The sequence below is a fragment of the Thalassobacillus devorans MSP14 genome, assembly GCF_000496835.1.
Lineage (GTDB): Bacteria > Bacillota > Bacilli > Bacillales > Halobacillaceae > Thalassobacillus > Thalassobacillus devorans_B.
In genome coordinates this window covers 1,419,759-1,436,902 of sequence record NZ_KI543236.1, presented here as the reverse complement: position 1 = coordinate 1,436,902, position 17,144 = coordinate 1,419,759, and the positions used below count along the sequence as shown (strand labels likewise).

The following is a 17,144-nucleotide window of genomic DNA, read 5'->3' as shown; positions in this document are numbered from 1 at the left end:
AGAAGACCGCTGATCGTTACCCTTGATCAGGAGTCCTTCTCTTCTTTTTTTACTTCAATAACTTTTTGATGATTTTCAATCCTGCTTTCGAGCCTGGATAGCGGAAGCTGTAGTCAAACTTGGTCGTTTGCCTGGTGATGCTTTTTTGGTGGGTAAATGTATTAAAGCTTGCTTTTCCGTGATAGGCACCCATGCCGCTGCTTCCGACCCCGCCGAAAGGGAGGTGAGGGTTTGCGATATGATAGAGTGTATCATTGATGCATCCCCCGCCGAAGGAAAGGGTTTCGGTCACATATTTCTGATCCTTTTCTTTTTTACCGAAATAGTAGAGTGCCAGCGGCTTTTCGTGATCTTGCAGGATCTCCACAGCATCGGATAGATTTTCGTAAGTAAGCACAGGAAGGATTGGTCCGAAGATTTCTTCTTTCATGACCGGGTCATCCCAACTGATATCATCCATGACAGTCGGTTCAATCATCAACCGCTCCCTGTCACTGCGTCCACCGGTGACAATCTCACCATTATCTAAAAAGCCAGTCAAGCGACCAAAGTGGCTGCTGGATACTATACTGGTGAAATCTGTATTCTCAAAGGGATCCTTACCATACATAGACTGGATATGCTTTTTGATTTTCACGAACAGCTTGTCTTTTACATCTTCGTGGACAAATAAGTAATCAGGTGCTATGCAGGTCTGTCCTGCATTGGTGAATTTGCCCCATACAATCCGCTTTGCTGCCAGGTCGAGTTTTGCGTCTTTATGGACAATAGCGGGGCTTTTCCCGCCAAGTTCCAGGGTTACAGGGGTGAGGTGTTTGCTCGCTTTTTCCATGACGATTTTTCCGACCTGTATGCTGCCTGTAAAAAAGATATAATCAAAACGCTGGTCCAATAATTCCTGGCTGGTTTCTTTTCCGCCTTCTATCACGGTAAGGAAACCGGGTTCGAAGGTTTCTGCAATCATTTCCTCCAACAGGGCAGAGACGTTCGGGGTCAACTCGGATGGTTTCAGAATCACCGTATTACCAGCTGCGATTGCACCGATGATCGGAGCAATCGCAAGGTTGATCGGATAGTTCCACGGGGCGATGACAAGTACATTACCATATGGTTCTTTTATGATGTAGTTCTTAGACCCCTTGTGGGTGAGGGGAGTTTTCACATAGATCGGTTCCATCCATTCTTCCAGATTCTTGATATGATCATCAAGTTCACTATAAAGGAACCCTACTTCAGTCGCAAAAGCTTCATATTCCGATTTGTTCAGGTCGGTATGGACTGCTTCAAGGATGGCAGGCTCCCATTCTTTCAACATTTTTTTCAGTTTCTTCAATTGATCTATACGGAACTCGTAGGGTTTCGTATGACCTTGCCGGAAAAATTCTTTTTGGTCCGCTACCGATTTTTGAGTGATTGACATGAATCATACCTCCTTACTTATTAGCTGGCACTGGGTGTTCATAAAAGTCATGAGCAATGACGGTGTTGGGAAAAATCTTTCGAGCTTCCCGCAATAATTCCTCCGCCTCCTCACCTTGATATCTGGAGGAAATGTGACTGATGATCAATTGCTTCGCATCAGCAAGTTTGGCAAGCTGTGCTGCCTGGCGGGTGGTTGAATGGAAGTAAGCAAAAGCCAATTGTTCATCTGCTCCAGCAAAAGTAGCCTCATGAACAAGGATGTCAGCATGCTTTAAATCGTCTGCCAAACCCTCGATGTAACGGGTATCACCAAGGATGGCTATTTTGCGTCCACGCTTGGAAGGCCCGATGAAGTCTTCCCGTTGTATGATTCGACCATCAGAAAGTTCTGTCGCTTCATTTTGTTTGATCTTTTGATAAATAGGGCCAGGGGAAACGCCGGCTGCCTTCAGTTTTTCAGGTAGGAGTTCCCCGGGCTGATCTTTTTCCTGAATAATATATCCAAAGCTTTCCAATCCGTGCTCAAGCCCAATGCTCTCTACTAGTAGTCCCTCATCCTCGTAAATGACGCCTTCGGCAACTTCAATGATTTTAAGCGGGTAGGAGAGTCTGGTCCCGCTGACACGCAGTGCCGTTTCTACATATTCTTTCAAGCCTTTTGGCCCGTATAAGGTACAAGGTGTTTCTCCACCTTGAAAGGAGCGGCTGCTCAATAATCCGGGCAGGCCGTAAATGTGATCGCCGTGGAGGTGGGTGATGAATATTTTTTCAATCCTGCGTGGACGAATGTTCGTGCGTAATATTTGATGCTGTGTCGATTCTCCGCAGTCGAACAACCAGGTGCTCTGTCGTTCCTGGAGCATCTGTAAAGCTAACGCGGAGACATTCCGTTCTTTTGAAGGAACCCCTGAACCGGTCCCGAGAAAAAATAATTCCATAATCTTTCCTCCTATATCGCTATCTTACCATTGGTAAAGACTGGTGACACGTAAAAAGAAAGACCCGTGCCTGAAGGGACGGATCTTTACCTGATAGAGTTACTTCCATGCCCGGGCATATTGCCGCGGACCTTCAAGAGAGAAGCCTAACTCATCAGCTGCCTGTTTTGGCCAGTACGGGTTGCGTAAGAGTGCACGACCGATAAAAACCAAATCAGCACGTTCATTTTGTAAAAGTTCTTCCGCCTGGAGGCCGTGCGTAATCAAGCCTACAGCTCCGGTGGCGATGCCTGTCTCGCGCTTGAGTGTTTCTGCATAAGTCAGCTGATAGCCTGGAAAAGGATTGATCGAAGCAGGCACAACTCCTCCTGAACTGACATCAATCAGATCGACTCCCTGCTCTTTCATCTCTTCCGCATAATAGAGAAAATCTTGCATCGTATTGCCGCCTTCCTGATATTCATCAGCTGAAATCCTGACCAATAATGGGCCATCCCATACTTCCTGGACAGCTGCTATCACTTCACTTAAGAAGCGGTAGCGGTTCCCTCTTTTCCCACCATAATTGTCGTTCCGTTGGTTGGTGAGAGGGGATAAGAACTGGTTGATTAAGTATCCATGGGCTCCATGCAGTTCAATGACATCAAAATCAGCTTCTTTTGCTCTTCTGGCAGCTTCCTTGAATGCCATGATCACCTGGTGAATATCACCCGTGCTCATTTCAAGAGGAGTTTGTAATTGTTCGTTGAATCGGAGTGGGCTTGGTGCGAAAATCTCATTTTTCAGGTTCGCTTTTCTGCCTGCATGGGCAAGTTGTATGGCAGAAGCGGCACCATGGCGGTGTATGCCTTCATTGATAATCTTTAATCCTTCGATATGATCGTCGCTCCAAATTCCAAGATCCTCATGGGATATCCTTCCTTCCGGTACGATAGCGGTGGCTTCTGTCATGACCAGGCCGACTTGACCGGCAGCGCGACTTTCATAATGGGCAAAGTGGAAAGCGTTTGCTTTTCCATCCTGGGTGGTAGAAGAATACATGCACATCGGGGACATAACAATTCTGTTTTTTAGTGTCAGATTTCTTATAGTATAAGAGCTGAATAATTTTGCTTCCATAGCAGATCTCCTCCGTGTAAAAGGTTATTCATATAATTCGCGATATTCCATAGCCAGGTGGGGCACATCAGTGAAAACCCCATCACATTTTAGTTTGAAACATTTTTTCATCTGCGTCGGCCGGTTGACTGTATATATCCGCAGCGCCAGGTTATGCTTCCGGCAAGTTTTTGCCAGATTGCTATTTAACAATCTGTATTTGGTATGAAAGCCTGTAACTCCAATTCTTTTTAAGTGACCTGGCAGTTCCGGGATCTTTTTTGAGCTCAGTAAAGCGGTAGAAATATTCGGATCGATGTCTTTCATCCGTTCCATGCTGGAAGCGTTAAAAGAGGAAATAACAGTTTGTTCCAGTAATTGGTATTTCTTCAGGTGATCATAAACAGTCTGTTCCAGATGCTTATAGGGGATGACATTGTTTTTTAATTCTATATTTAAAAACATCGATTTATCTTGAACCCAGTCTAAAAATTCGTCTAATGTTACAATGGGAGTATCTGAAAATTTAGATGAAAACCAGCTTCCTGCATCCAGCTTTTTTAGTTCCTTATATGTATAGTCCTGAACAAAACCGGTACCATTGGTGGTTCGACGGACATTTTCATCATGGATCAGGATAGGAATGCCATCTTTGGTGAGTTGGACATCCGTTTCAATACCATCCGCACCAGCATGGTAAGCCAACTCGAAAGCTGGCATAGTGTTTTCAGGTGCGAGCTTGCTTGCACCTCGGTGGGCGTAAATCATTGTTCCCAATTGTGTCACCTCTCGATCTATGCTCTTTTTGATTGTGTGACATTTAGTGGGAAAAGTCAATTTACAAGGAGTGTGTTGTTGATGGAAGCACAGTGGAAAACAAAAGGGCAATTGACTGAACTTTTATGTTCATTAGTCAATTATCCAAGTATTACGGGGAGTAATGATGAAATTGCCATTATTGAATACTTGCAGCACCTGCTGGGTTCAAAACCCTATTTCAAGCAGAATCCGGAACATCTTGAAATACATCCTTTGAAGGATGGCCGTCAGTTGTTGACCGCTCTGGTTAAAAAAGATGAAACAAAAGATACCATTGTGCTGCTATCCCATGTGGATGTGGTAGGAATTGATGATTATGGATCGTTTCAGAACCTTGCGTTTCATCCGAAAGAACTGACGAAAGAGTTAATGAACCACCTGAAAGAATTGCCAGTGGAAGCTGCTGAGGATCTGAAGTCCGGTAACTGGCTGTTTGGCCGGGGGACGATGGATATGAAGGCAGGGCTCACGGTACACCTTTCTTTATTAGAGCAGGCAATGGATGGAACTTTCGAAGGGAATCTCTTGTTGCTTGCTGTACCTGATGAAGAAGTCAATTCACTGGGTATGCTGACCGCTCTTCCTGCCTTAGATGAACTTAAACATAGACATGAGCTGGATTATAAAGCGACAATGAACGGGGAACCGATGTTCCGCAAATACCCCGGAGATACAGCTTATTATCTTTATACTGGTTCAATTGGTAAAGTGCTGCCCGGGTTCCTTTGCTATGGAAAAGAAACGCATGTCGGGGAACCTTTTGCCGGGCTGAATGCCAACCTGATGATCAGTTATCTGGCACAGGAACTGGAATTGAGTGAGGATTTTATTGAAACGGTAGGAGAGGAGACTACCCCTCCGCCCATCAGTTTGATGCAAAGGGATTTAAAAGAGGAATACTCTGTCCAGACTCCGCAGGCAGCAGTGGCTATGTACAATGTCCTTTACATGGAACAGACGATAGCAGAGCTCAATGAAAAGCTTTTAGCTGCAGCAGACAGGACAAAGCATAAAATTCTCCGGCATTACAATAGTAAGGCCTCGCATTTCATTGCAGAAAATGAGCGGAAGTTTATAGATATGGACGTGACCGTACTTACTTACGAACAATTGTACCAGGAGGCGGAAAAGCGTTACGGAAAAGGCGAAGTGGAAAGACGACAGAATCTGTTGACATCACAAAGGGATCAGGGGGACAGGGACTTTTCGACTCTGCTGGTACAGGACCTCGCCTCTTTGTGTAAAGACATCGGACCTATGATCGTGCTATTTTACAGTCCTCCATTTTACCCGTCGGTCTCTTCAAAAAAAGACCCGATCATACAAACAACCGTAGAAGCCTGTCAAAACTATGCGAAAGAGACGTATGGAGTCGAACTTAAAAATAGTGAGTACTTTACCGGCCTGTCTGATCTAAGCTTTATTGGTCCGGTTTCGGCTGAATCCCCTCTGGACGATCTGTTGAATTTGATGCCGATTCAGGGCCGTGGCTTCGAGCTTCCTGAAGATGTAATGCAAACACTTAATATGCCTGTCATCAACGTCGGCCCGTTAGGGAAAGACCCGCATCAATGGACCGAACGTCTGGAATTGGATTATTCTTTCGAGTATTTACCGGAGCTTTTGCATTATACGTTGAATAAACTTTTCAATAGTTGAATGATGGCTGGGGATTCCTTCAATTATAGGGCCGGATTATGGAAGACTTGATTTCGAGATATTGGTGGAGCTAAGGTGCTCCAGGAAACGATTCGCTTTCCGTGGGCGTGTGCTGAGTCTCCTCAGGCTTCGCCTTGCGGGGCCTCATCTATCACTCAGCTCCCACAGGAGTCTCACCGTTTCCCTACGCCCCCTTGCCGTGGGAAGTTCTCAAAATCAGCCGAAGAAAACTGTCCTATGATTGAAGATTTTAATGCCTCTCATCCTTTGTAAAATGCCTCAGGATGAAGATTTCAGCTACATTCTTACTCTTTGTGAAGGGTCCGTTTAATACAAAACTGGCTGGATGGGCAGGGAAATGACGAGACTCCCGCGGGAGAAGGGGCTAGGCGAGATCCCACAGGGCGTAGCCCGAGGAAGCTTGCCAGGTCCCCCGCAGGAAAGCGAGTTGTTTCCCAGCCCATCCCATTCTTCTCATGGTAACGGACCCAAGTATCTCGAAACTGAGTCTTCAGCAATTGGGAGCTTTAATAGAGGTGAAAGGATGAGGGAATGGAAAAATCATGCTACAATGGTATAATCAGGTGAATGACTATTCAGTAAGAGAGAGGAATACGAATGAATATTGTGAAGCAGAAAATCCATCAAATTACAGTACCTACTCCCTACGCGGTAGGAGATGTACATATTTATATCATAAATGGTGACCGGCTATCTGTCATTGATGCCGGTGTTAAAACCGATGAAGCCTGGGAGGCTTTTGTTTTCCAAATAAAACAGCTGGGATATGGGCCGGAGGATATCGAGCAGGTCATTTTGACACATCATCATCCAGACCATATCGGATTTATTGAATATTTCCCACGTCTCCAGGAAGTGACAGCACATCCGCAGGTCGATAGTTGGCTCAAAAGGGAACCAGACTTTTTGCAAAATTATCAAAGCTTTTTTTATTCTTTATACCAACAGGCAGGTGTGCCTGAGCGTTACCTTGGTTTTTTAAAGGAACTGCGCAATCCTCTTGGCAATGTTGCCAAAGGGCAGCTGACCAGCACTATTCTGGAAGGAGATTTGCTGCCAGGCCATGAGGAGTGGCGTGTCATTGCAACACCAGGGCATGCCCAAAGCCACTTATCTTTTTATCGGGAAAAAGATGGAGCTTTGCTGGGGGGCGATCACTTGCTTGAACATATCTCTCCCAATCCTTTATTGGAGCCGCCACATAACAATGCAGAGGAAAGGCCTAAGCCAATGCTGCAATATCGTAACTCTTTGAAGAAATTACTCCATTACGATATTACTCAGGTCTACCCTGGGCATGGGAAGATATTCAACCAGGCAGATGACTTGATTGGACGCAGGTTGGAAAGCCAGGAAAAGAGGGCAGCTAAAGTTCAGGAGATTATTGGGGAAGATGAAAGGACAACTTTCGAAATTTGTACCCGTTTGTTCCCCAAGCAATTCGAGAAGCAGTTCGGTCTCACCATGTCGGAAACAATTGGACAGCTGGATTATTTAACACATATAAAGGCAGTAGGAACAAGGGTAGATAATGGTGTGACTTTCTATAAGAACATGGAGGCCAAGTGATGAATCCCTTAGTAAAAAATAAAAACGTGCTGGTCACCGGGGCTTCTGGAGGAATTGGCCAGTTCATTGCCATTCATGTAGCTATGAATGGAGGGACGCCTATATTGATTGCCCGGTCTTCCGATAAGTTGAAGGTGACTGCAGACATATTGAAAAACAAGTACCATGTGGCCTGTCACTGGCACCAGGCTGACCTTAGCAAAGAAGAAGAATGGAAGGCTGTAAGTGACCACATTTTCACTGAACATGATCGTATTGATGCTTTGATCAACAATGCCGGGTTGGGTGTCTTCGAATATTTTGCTGATACGAAATGGGAAGATATCAACCGGATGATCCAAGTGAATATTACTGCTTTGCTTCGGGTTACACATCAAGTCTTGCCGCATATGATAGCGCATGTTAATGGCCATATCGTGAACATTGCTTCCCAGTCTGGAAAGATGGCCACACCTAAATCAGCCGTTTATGCCGCTACCAAACATGCTGTGCTTGGCTTTACAAATGCCTTGCGTATGGAGACTGCAGATCATGGCATATATGTGACCGGAGTCAATCTTGGCCCAGTCCGGACTGATTTTTTTGCCCAGGCGGATCCATCAGGCAATTATCAACGTGCTGTTGAGCCATGGATGCTGGATGCCAATCAGGTAGCAAAGCGTATTGTGAATCAATTATTTAAGAAAAAGCGGGAAATTAATCTCCCTGCATGGATGGAAGCGGGAAGTAAATTGCACTATCAATTTCCTGGTCTCACGGAAAAGATGCTTCATAAACAATTCAATAAAAAGTAGCCTGGCGCCTTGATCGCCAGGCTTTTCTGTATACAGAAAATTTTTCCTGGTGTCTTTACAGTAATTCCCTCTTGCATACACGAACGTATATTCGCATAATATAAAGTAAGACAAAATGAGGGGTGTGACGGAAATGAGTAATCCAGCAATCGATTACAATTTATTTCCGGAGCGTCGAGTGCTTTGTGTCGATATGAAAAGTTTTTATGCCAGCTGTGCAGCTATTTTACGGGGGGTGGACCCGATGACCTGCCATCTGGCGGTAGTTGCTGATACAAATCGCCGGGGGAGTGTGGTTTTAGCAGCCTCACCCGCTATGAAGAAAGATTACGGAATTCGTACGGGGAGCCGGTTGTTTGAAATCCCCGATGACCCGGATATCGTTATTGTTTCTGCACAAATGAGCACTTATTTAGAGATATCCACTGAGGTGACTCGTCTATTTAATAAATACGTGCCAAAAGAAGCGATCCATACCTACAGCGTTGATGAAAGCTTTTTGGAAGTGGATGGCAGTGAACGAATGTTCGGTGAAGCGGAGGAAATAGCAGAAATGATCCTGACAGAATTGGAGGATACCTTCCATCTCAAGGCAGCAATTGGAATTGGGCCCAATATGCTGATGGCAAAGCTCTGTCTTGATTTGGAAGCGAAGAAAAAAGGCATTGCCGAATGGACGTATGACGATGTACCGGAAAAACTGTGGCCGGTTTCTCCACTGAGAGAAATGTGGGGGATCGGCCCGCGGCTGGAACGAAGATTGAACCGGATGGGGATTACCACGGTCGGCCAGCTTGCTCATTATCCACTGGAACGGTTGGAAAAAGTATTCGGTGTAATGGGTAATCAATTGTTCTACCATGCACATGGGATTGATTTATCCGAGCTCGGGGCTCCGATCATCCAGGGACAGATCAGCTATGGGAAGAGTCAGATACTTCTTCGTGACTATCATGATCCCGCTCACGTTAAACATGTCATGTTGGAAATGTGTGAAGAAGTAGCCAGGCGAGCGAGAAACAATGATAAAGCGGGAAGGACGATCAGCCTTGGGGTAGGCTATAGTAAAACAGAGGGAGGCGGAGGATTTCATCGTTCACGCAGTCTGGATCAGCCGACCAACATTACGATGGATATTTATTATACCTGTCTCCAGTTATTCAAGGAATTTTATGAGGAAAAGACAGTAAGGAGCATTTCAATTTCTTTATCGAATATCTCGGAGGACGCGAGCATCCAATTGGATTTGTTTGATACCGGACGGGACCGGAAGCGGGAGTTGGGTTATGTGATGGATGCGATACGGGACAAGTATGGGAGTGATTCGCTGCTTCGGGCGGTTTCGTATACCGAAGCAGGTACGGCCCTCCATCGCAGCAAGCTTGTCGGCGGACATTTTGCAGAGTAAGGATACCACGCCATTCTTCCAGCGGGAATCAGTGGTCCTCCCGGGAGAAAGGTGGCGGACCATTGTGTGAACCTTCTCTTTTGCCCGCAAACGAAAAATTCATTATGATGGAAATGACAGAGGAGGAATCGCCATGGAACTTAAAGTAACTAGTGAAGCAAAGACGAAGCTGCAATCATTAAACCCGGAAAATAAACGTTATTTGCGATTATTTTATGATACAGAAGGCTGTGGCTGCGGAGTCAATGGAGTACCGACACTCCGTTGGACAGAAAAGCGGACCGATTGGGACCAAGAGGTGGAAAGTGATGAATTCGAAGTCATCGTCCATAAGCAACAGGCTGTTTTCTTCAATAAGCAGCTGAGGCTAGCGGTAAGCAATGGATCACTGCGTCTGAGCAGCCCTAATGAAATACTTAACCCGGTCATCCCTGGATCGGAAGTGATGAAAGGAGATAGCATATGAGCAAGAAACGAGCGAATGAGCAAGGCTCGTTGAGTGACCGCTTGAATGCAGATATCGTCAGCCAATTGAAGTCGAAAAAAACACAGCTGAAACAAAAAGAAGAGCAGGACAAAGAAAGAGAGAGAAAACGTAAAATAGAGGAAAGAAAGAAAAGAGAAGCGAATAAAAGCTTTGAAGAACTGCTGGAAGAAAGTGAAATGGACTGGAAAAAGTTCAAGTAAAAGGCTGCCTGGAGAGTGCACTCCACCAGGCAGCCTTAGTTTTTTTAATTATCGGTGTTTCTGATAGGTGATTGGACTGGTCAAAGCCTGAATTTCACCAAAGATCTGTTCCGTCAATGGAGCCGATCCTGCAAATTCCAGGTTTGCCTCCAGTTGTTCCACAGAGCTGGCCCCGAACACAGCAGTAGCTACAGCTGGATGGTGCAGTACATACTGAAGCGCAAGAGTGTTGAGCGAACGCTCTTCAATCGCATAATCCTCAAGTTTTTCTGTCAGAGCAAGCATTTCTTCATAACTGTACTCCAGAAAACCGTCTTTTGCCTTCGACTCAGCCACTTTGGCGCCTTTGTTGCTAAGCATGCCTTTCGCCAGCGGTCCCCGGGCGAGTACACTGGTGTTATGGTTATGGAGGAGGTCCAGCATATTCTCTTCCGGACGGCGGTCGAAGATGTTATATTGCATCATGACACTTACAATGCTGGAACGTTCCACATATTCGCGGATAACATTCGGACGAATCGAAGAAATGCCGTATTCTCTGATCAGGCCTTCCTGTTTCAAATCTTCAAACGCCTCGATGGTTTCATCGATATTATCCTCAATCGTACCACCATGAAGCTGATAGAGGTCGATATAATCGGTCTGAAGCCGTTGAAGACTGTCTTTTATCCCCTTCTTGATATGTTCCTTTGAAGGGTCCCAATGCCAGTCCTTTTTTTCTTTATCAAAATGATTGCCGACTTTGGTTCCGAGAATGACATCCTGCCGCCGATGCTGGATAGCCTTTCCGACGATTTTTTCATTTTCTCCAAAATCATATAGATCAGCAGTGTCGACATAATTGATGCCTGCATCAAGCGCACGATCAATGATTTCCTTCGCCTTTGTCTCTTCTGTACCAAGGTTCATACACCCAAGGCTAATTTCCGATACCCGCAAGTCGGAGTTTCCGAGTTGTCGTTTGTTCATTGGGAACATCCTTTCTTTCGTGAAATTATCTCCACCATCCCCTGTCGAATAACAATGTGTTAGAATGGCGGTAGTGTAACAGAGAGGGGTTTTGGTCATGAAAAAATTTGAAGAAAAAACGATTGATACAGAGAAAATATTTAATGGTAAAGTGATAAAACTGCAAGTAGACAGTGTTACTTTACCCGATGGCAATACATCTAAACGAGAGTTGATCAAGCATCCCGGTGCTGTAGCGATTATAGCATTGACAGATGAAAATAACATTGTTTTTGTTGAACAATATCGGAAAGCCCTGGAGAAAAGCATCCTGGAAATACCGGCGGGGAAGCTGGAAGAAGGGGAAGCGCCTGAAGTGACAGCAAAACGGGAGCTGGAAGAAGAAACAGGATATACGACAGATCACTTGGAACTGGTGACTTCTTTCTATACATCACCCGGTTTTGCTGATGAGCTGGTCTATGTGTATTTTACTGATCAATTGCAACGGCTGGATGACGCTGTAGCAGGGGATGAAGATGAATTTGTAGAAGTTTATGAACTCCCTTTGGAAGAAGCGGAACGGCTGATGGCTGAACAGAGAATCCACGATGCTAAGACAGCCTACGCATTGCTTTATTTGAAAAACAGGAGAGTATAACATGGCTTTACATTCCTATTATGTCGATCTTCATATCCATATAGGTCGGGATTGGAACGGCCGGCCAGTTAAAATCAGTGGAGGAAAATCGCTTACACTGACTAATATTTTAAAAGAAGCAAGCAGGCGGAAAGGCATGGACATCGTAGGAGTTATTGACAGTCATGCTCCTGCTGTCCAGGATGAACTGGAGGATTTTATTGATAGAGGGTATGCAGAGGAATTAGAAGAAGGCGGAGTCCGATTTGAAAATACCACTCTATTATTAGGAGCGGAAGTAGAAATTTATGATGATTTTTGCCAGGGACCGATTCATGTTTTGTGTTATTTCCCTTACTTTTCCGTAATGAAGAAATTCACCGCCTGGCTGTCTGGGCGGATGAAAAATGTCAACCTTAGCTCTCAACGTTATTACGGGAGCGCCCGGGAGTTACAAACCTATGTCCAGAGCATGGGAGGCTGGTTCATCCCAGCTCATGTTTTCACTCCATTTAAAAGCTTGTATGGCAAAGGGGTCAAACGCTCATTAGCTGAGGTTCTGGACCCTAAAATAATAGATGCAGTGGAATTGGGTTTAAGTTCTGATACGTCAATGGCAGAGCAGATAGAAGAATTATCAGGTTATACTTTTGTGTCTAATTCTGACGCGCATTCGTTGGCTAAGATCGGCAGGGAATACCAAAAGGTAAAACTGGAGAACCCCTCTTTCTATGAGCTGGGGTTAGCATTCCGTGGGCAAAAAGGCAGAAGCATTGAAACAAACTATGGTATGAATCCCATGTTAGGGAAATATCACGAAACTGTCTGTAACGGCTGCGGAGCCAAACTTGCTGTTTTTGAACTTCCTTGTCCGGCATGTAATTCAAAGAAAGTAGTCAAAGGGGTAGCGGAAAGAATCAGGGAACTTTCTTCTGCCATTGACTCACATTCCAAGCGGCCACCCTATATCTATCAGGTGCCTCTTGAATACTTACCATCCCTTGGTCCAAAAACTTATGAAACTCTATTAAGGAAGTTTGGCACAGAAATGCATGTCATCCATCATGCTGAGAAGGGTGAGCTGGATGAAGTCATACCTGAAAAGCTGACTGCCCGCATTCTTTCCTTAAGAAAAGGTGAAGTAGCAATTGAAGCAGGTGGAGGCGGTAAATACGGGAAAGTCCGGAGTAATTCATAGAATCGTTGGTCTACTTTCTTTCTTCACTTCATAGAGTTGTAATAGATAGCTTGAGAAGGGGTGGAGGAAAGTATGTACGCACAGCAACGGGTTTTGAGAAATCATTTTACAAGTTATATGAATATTTATATTTTCATCTCTGTGCTATTTTTAATCGGGATCATATTTGGAGCAGTGATTGTCAATAGTATGAACTTCATTCAAAAACAGGACCTGTATTTCTATTTGAATCAATTTTTCCAGCAAATGATTAATACAGATGTTGTGTCAAAGCCCACGCTGTTTTGGGATAGTTTAGCTTACCATTTGAAATATATGCTGTTGATTTTTATACTGGGTATTTCTGTGATCGGTATGCCCATCATTACAGTGTTATTATTTATTAAAGGACTAGTGGTTGGTTTTTCCGTGGGTTTTTTAGTCAACCAGATGGGGTGGTATGGATTATTCATTTCTTCCGTTTCCATCGCCCCTCAAAACCTGTTGATTATTCCTATTTACCTGATAGCAGGCGCCTTAGCAATGATTTTTTCGATCACTTTATTCCGGCAGTTATTCTCAAAACGGGTCCATCAGCCGATTATGACTATTTTTCTTCAGTATGGTATACTGTTCGCCATATTAATCGCATGTCTGGTGATTGCTTCCTTTATTGAAGCATTCCTTTCTAACCAAACGTTAGAGTGGGTAGTGAAGTGGCTATATAAATAGGGATTGTCACTATTAGATTAAAATAATTATCGAAAGCAGATTGTAATGATTGTAATTTGACACCAGTTCCTTCTCTGCTTATAATTAAAATGGAATTGCGAGGGAGGGGGACGCTACATGGAGCACCGTATCGAAAGAATTAAAAAGCAGTTACATTCGCAAAGTTACAAGTTGACCCCGCAACGGGAAGCGACGGTACGAGTATTGCTGGAGAATGAAGAGGATCACTTAAGCGCAGAAGATGTTTACCTCCTCGTCAAAGAGAAGGCGCCAGAGATCGGCCTTGCTACGGTGTACCGGACCTTAGAATTATTATCTGAGTTGAAAATAGTCGATAAAATAAATTTCGGTGACGGGGTATCCCGTTATGACTTAAGAAAAGAAGGTGCCGAACATTTTCATCACCACCTCGTCTGTATAGAATGTGGGGCAGTGGAAGAAATTGAAGAAGATCTCCTTGGCGACGTAGAAAAATTAGTTGAAAATCAATGGGGCTTCCAAGTGAAAGACCATCGTCTGACCTTTCATGGTATTTGCCGCGTCTGTCAAAAAGAAACGGTTAAATCGTAAGGGAATGGAGCCTGATAATTTCATAGCTTGAAAATAGTGAATGCGGAACTGCGTGTTCACTTTTTTGTTGGTTTTATAAACCACCCGGTATACATAGTATGGTAGTATGGAAGTGTGAAAAAAGCTGGCTTATGCTTTCAGCGTAGTCTTCTTTACATTCTATTAAATTTATTGTAGCTTTAAAGTAGAGTAGAATCTTTGTTTTATGTATATTTTCCTAGAGGGATGGCATACCTTGTTAATGAGATTGACAAGGGGGCGTAGTGATGAAGCACGTGTGGTTGTTCCTCAAGGATACATTGAAGATACTTATTGTATTTGTCCTCTGTACTTCCTTTTTTTATATGGCACTACGAATGGTCCACCTGGAATATGAGCGCTATCATCGTTATGATGAACCAAAGGGCGCCGCAGTGAAGGTGTTCAATCAGGAAGATATCAGTTGGCCGGAGCGATTATCGATTTTTATTCAATTGGGAGAGTAGAGACGTATGCTGAAGCATGCACTTGATGATTTTTTCCACTATTTAACTGTGGAACGGGGATTATCGGAAAATACAATCAAATCCTATCAGCGTGATTTAAGACAATATGCTGAGTTTTTGGATAAGCATTTGTCCATAAAAAGCTGGGATGACGTGACGAGAACCCACATTATGAAATATATGTATTATTTGAATGATGAAGGCCGTTCTTCTGCAACAATAGCGCGACTCTTGTCCTCTGTCAGGCTTTTTCATCAGTTCCTGGTCAGGGAAAAGGTGAGTGACCAGGATCCGAGTCTACATATCGAGACTCCTAAGAAAGAACGGAAACTGCCGAAGGTGCTTTCCACAGAGGAAGTGGACAAGCTATTGAACCTGCAAGGAGGGGATTCCCTCTCTTTACGTAACCGGGCGATGCTTGAGATGCTTTATGCCACCGGCTTACGTGTCTCTGAGCTGATGTCTTTGAAGGTCACTGATCTTCATCTTACAATGGGGTTTGTAAGATGTTTCGGCAAAGGCTCTAAGGAACGGATCATTCCGCTTGGTGATATGGCTAAGGAAGCGGTAGAAGATTATTTAAGTAACTCGAGACCGGGCTTAGTCAGAAAAAAACAGACGGAAGAGTTATTTGTCAATCATCATGGCAATCCATTATCCAGACAGGGATTTTGGAAGATATTGAAAGCGGTTGCCCGAGAGGTAGGCATTCAAAAAGCGATTACTCCTCATACGCTGCGCCATTCGTTCGCTACTCATTTATTAGAAAATGGTGCAGATCTACGAGCGGTGCAGGAGATGCTCGGGCATGCGGACATTTCAACAACGCAAATTTATACACATGTAAGCAAAACACGTTTGAAAGATGTTTATCGCTCATACCATCCACGGGCATAAACTCTTTTTTACAAAAACAGTTGTCTGACATCCTACATCTCTATTTTTTGTGTATTGTTGGTAAGGATAAGGAATGTAAATTACAGGAGGGAAATAAAATGAATGATTTCAAGCGAGTATTCTTAATAGTAATGGATTCTGTCGGTATCGGTGAGGCGCCGGATGCGGCTAAGTTCAATGATAAAGGTGCAGATACCCTTGGTCATATTGCAGAACATATGGGTGGCCTTAAAATGCCGAATATGGGTGAACTCGGTTTGAGCAATATCCGCAATATTATGGGGATTGAGGAAGCAAAGACTCCAAAAGCACATTATACTACTATGCAGGAAGCTTCGAATGGAAAAGATACCATGACTGGTCACTGGGAAATCATGGGCTTGTATATAGATAAACCGTTCCGTACGTTTCCAGATGGTTTTCCTGATGAACTTCTCCATGAATTAGTACAACGCACCGGTCGTAAAGTCATCGGCAATAAGCCTGCTTCCGGCACCGAAATCCTGAAAGAATTAGGCGAAGAGCATATGGAAACTGGTGCATTGATCGTTTATACCTCGGCTGATTCTGTTTTGCAGATTGCTGCTCACGAAGAGGTTGTCCCTCTGGAAGAGTTATATGAAATATGTGAAATCGCAAGGGAACTTACGCTTGATGAAAAATATATGGTCGGCCGCGTAATCGCCCGTCCGTTCGTCGGAAAACCAGGAGCATTCGAGCGCACACCTAACCGCCATGACTATGCCCTTAAGCCGTTTGGACGGACTGTTATGAATGAAATGAAGGATGAAGGACTTGATGTCATCGCATTAGGTAAGATTTCCGATATTTATGACGGAGAAGGTGTTACAGAAGCAATCCGAACCACAGACAATATGGACGGCATGGATCAGCTGGTAGCTTCTATGGATAAGGATTTCCGAGGGCTCAACTTCTTGAACCTGGTGGATTTTGATGCGAAGTTCGGACACCGGCGTGATCCGCAAGGCTATGGCGAGGCTCTGGAAGCCTTCGATGCCCGACTTCCGCAGGTATTAGAGAAACTTAAAGAGGAGGACCTGCTCTTAATTACGGCTGACCACGGGAACGACCCGATTCATCACGGTACAGATCATACACGTGAATTAGTTCCACTTCTTGCTTATCATAAAGGAATCGAACAAGGGAAGCGTTTGGATCAACGTAAAACATTTGCAGATATTGGAGCAACGGTTTCGGACAATTTCAAGATCAAGACGCCGGAACATGGGCAAAGCTTCTTAAAAGAGATTAAGTGATGG

Annotated in this window: 18 protein-coding genes; 13 read left to right on the top strand and 5 right to left on the bottom strand. The window is 44.4% G+C overall.

The genetic code is table 11. The annotated features are described in order from the left end of the window. Positions 1 to 49 precede the first annotated feature (49 nt). From P855_RS0108225 to P855_RS0108210, 4 genes are all read right to left on the bottom strand, one after another. The gene (locus P855_RS0108225; protein ID WP_028783125.1) at positions 50 to 1,420 is read right to left on the bottom strand and encodes an aldehyde dehydrogenase; all 1,371 of its coding nucleotides are present in this window, start codon (positions 1,418 to 1,420) and stop codon (positions 50 to 52) included. Positions 1,421 to 1,433: 13 nt separating this feature from the next. Next, entirely contained in the window at positions 1,434 to 2,360 is a 927-nt protein-coding gene (gene rnz / locus P855_RS0108220; RefSeq protein WP_028783124.1) for a ribonuclease Z, read from the bottom strand. 99 nt (positions 2,361 to 2,459) lie between these two features. Continuing rightward, entirely contained in the window at positions 2,460 to 3,479 is a 1,020-nt protein-coding gene (namA, locus tag P855_RS0108215; protein ID WP_028783123.1) for an NADPH dehydrogenase NamA, read from the bottom strand. Positions 3,480 to 3,503: 24 nt separating this feature from the next. Then, entirely contained in the window at positions 3,504 to 4,226 is a 723-nt protein-coding gene (locus P855_RS0108210; RefSeq protein ID WP_327084777.1) for a glycerophosphodiester phosphodiesterase, read from the bottom strand. A gap of 90 nt (positions 4,227 to 4,316) precedes the next feature. Between P855_RS0108210 and P855_RS0108205 the strand changes: the two genes are divergently transcribed. The 6 genes from P855_RS0108205 (at position 4,317) to P855_RS0108175 (ending at position 10,415) form a co-directional block, all read left to right on the top strand. Further along, entirely contained in the window at positions 4,317 to 5,936 is a 1,620-nt protein-coding gene (locus P855_RS0108205) for a M20/M25/M40 family metallo-hydrolase (protein ID WP_037985725.1), read from the top strand. Positions 5,937 to 6,554: 618 nt separating this feature from the next. After that, positions 6,555 to 7,526 carry an MBL fold metallo-hydrolase gene (locus P855_RS0108195; RefSeq protein WP_051353119.1) on the top strand — a complete coding sequence of 324 codons (972 nt, stop codon included), beginning with the start codon at positions 6,555 to 6,557 and terminating at the stop codon, positions 7,524 to 7,526. Then, positions 7,526 to 8,320, top strand: a complete 795-nt coding sequence (locus tag P855_RS0108190) for an SDR family NAD(P)-dependent oxidoreductase (RefSeq protein WP_028783118.1) — start codon at positions 7,526 to 7,528, stop codon at positions 8,318 to 8,320. Before P855_RS0108195 ends, P855_RS0108190 begins: the two co-directional genes overlap by 1 nt. A gap of 133 nt (positions 8,321 to 8,453) precedes the next feature. Further along, positions 8,454 to 9,728, top strand: a complete 1,275-nt coding sequence (locus P855_RS0108185) for a DNA polymerase thumb domain-containing protein (protein WP_037985723.1) — start codon at positions 8,454 to 8,456, stop codon at positions 9,726 to 9,728. A gap of 133 nt (positions 9,729 to 9,861) precedes the next feature. Next, positions 9,862 to 10,194, top strand: a complete 333-nt coding sequence (locus tag P855_RS0108180) for an iron-sulfur cluster biosynthesis family protein (protein ID WP_028783116.1) — start codon at positions 9,862 to 9,864, stop codon at positions 10,192 to 10,194. Further along, positions 10,191 to 10,415 carry a YqkE family protein gene (locus P855_RS0108175; protein WP_028783115.1) on the top strand — a complete coding sequence of 75 codons (225 nt, stop codon included), beginning with the start codon at positions 10,191 to 10,193 and terminating at the stop codon, positions 10,413 to 10,415. Before P855_RS0108180 ends, P855_RS0108175 begins: the two co-directional genes overlap by 4 nt. 48 nt (positions 10,416 to 10,463) lie before the next feature. Here the strand turns inward: P855_RS0108175 and P855_RS0108170 are convergent, their stop codons facing one another. After that, positions 10,464 to 11,384: an aldo/keto reductase gene (locus P855_RS0108170; protein WP_028783114.1), complete on the bottom strand. Its 921-nt coding sequence runs from the start codon at positions 11,382 to 11,384 to the stop codon at positions 10,464 to 10,466. A 97-nt stretch (positions 11,385 to 11,481) separates the two neighbouring features. Between P855_RS0108170 and P855_RS0108165 the strand changes: the two genes are divergently transcribed. The 7 genes from P855_RS0108165 to deoB all read left to right on the top strand — a co-directional run bounded on the left by P855_RS0108165 (position 11,482) and on the right by deoB (position 17,141). Further along, a complete protein-coding gene (locus P855_RS0108165) occupies positions 11,482 to 12,024 on the top strand; it encodes an NUDIX hydrolase (protein ID WP_028783113.1) in 543 nt (180 codons plus the stop codon). Position 12,025: 1 nt separating this feature from the next. Next, a complete protein-coding gene (locus P855_RS0108160) occupies positions 12,026 to 13,201 on the top strand; it encodes an endonuclease Q family protein (RefSeq protein ID WP_028783112.1) in 1,176 nt (391 codons plus the stop codon). A gap of 72 nt (positions 13,202 to 13,273) precedes the next feature. After that, on the top strand, positions 13,274 to 13,912 hold the full coding sequence (gene spoIIM / locus P855_RS0108155) for a stage II sporulation protein M (RefSeq protein ID WP_028783111.1): 639 nt from the start codon (positions 13,274 to 13,276) through the stop codon (positions 13,910 to 13,912). A 117-nt stretch (positions 13,913 to 14,029) separates the two neighbouring features. Further along, on the top strand, positions 14,030 to 14,482 hold the full coding sequence (locus tag P855_RS0108150) for a Fur family transcriptional regulator (protein WP_028783110.1): 453 nt from the start codon (positions 14,030 to 14,032) through the stop codon (positions 14,480 to 14,482). A 266-nt stretch (positions 14,483 to 14,748) separates the two neighbouring features. After that, positions 14,749 to 14,967: a DUF4227 family protein gene (locus P855_RS0108145; RefSeq protein WP_028783109.1), complete on the top strand. Its 219-nt coding sequence runs from the start codon at positions 14,749 to 14,751 to the stop codon at positions 14,965 to 14,967. 6 nt (positions 14,968 to 14,973) lie between these two features. Beyond that, the gene (xerD, locus tag P855_RS0108140; protein WP_028783108.1) at positions 14,974 to 15,864 is read left to right on the top strand and encodes a site-specific tyrosine recombinase XerD; all 891 of its coding nucleotides are present in this window, start codon (positions 14,974 to 14,976) and stop codon (positions 15,862 to 15,864) included. Between the two features lie 98 nt (positions 15,865 to 15,962). Continuing rightward, positions 15,963 to 17,141 (top strand): phosphopentomutase, encoded by a 1,179-nt coding sequence (gene deoB, locus P855_RS0108135; RefSeq protein ID WP_028783107.1) that lies wholly within the window; start codon positions 15,963 to 15,965, stop codon positions 17,139 to 17,141. Positions 17,142 to 17,144: the final 3 nt, after the last annotated feature.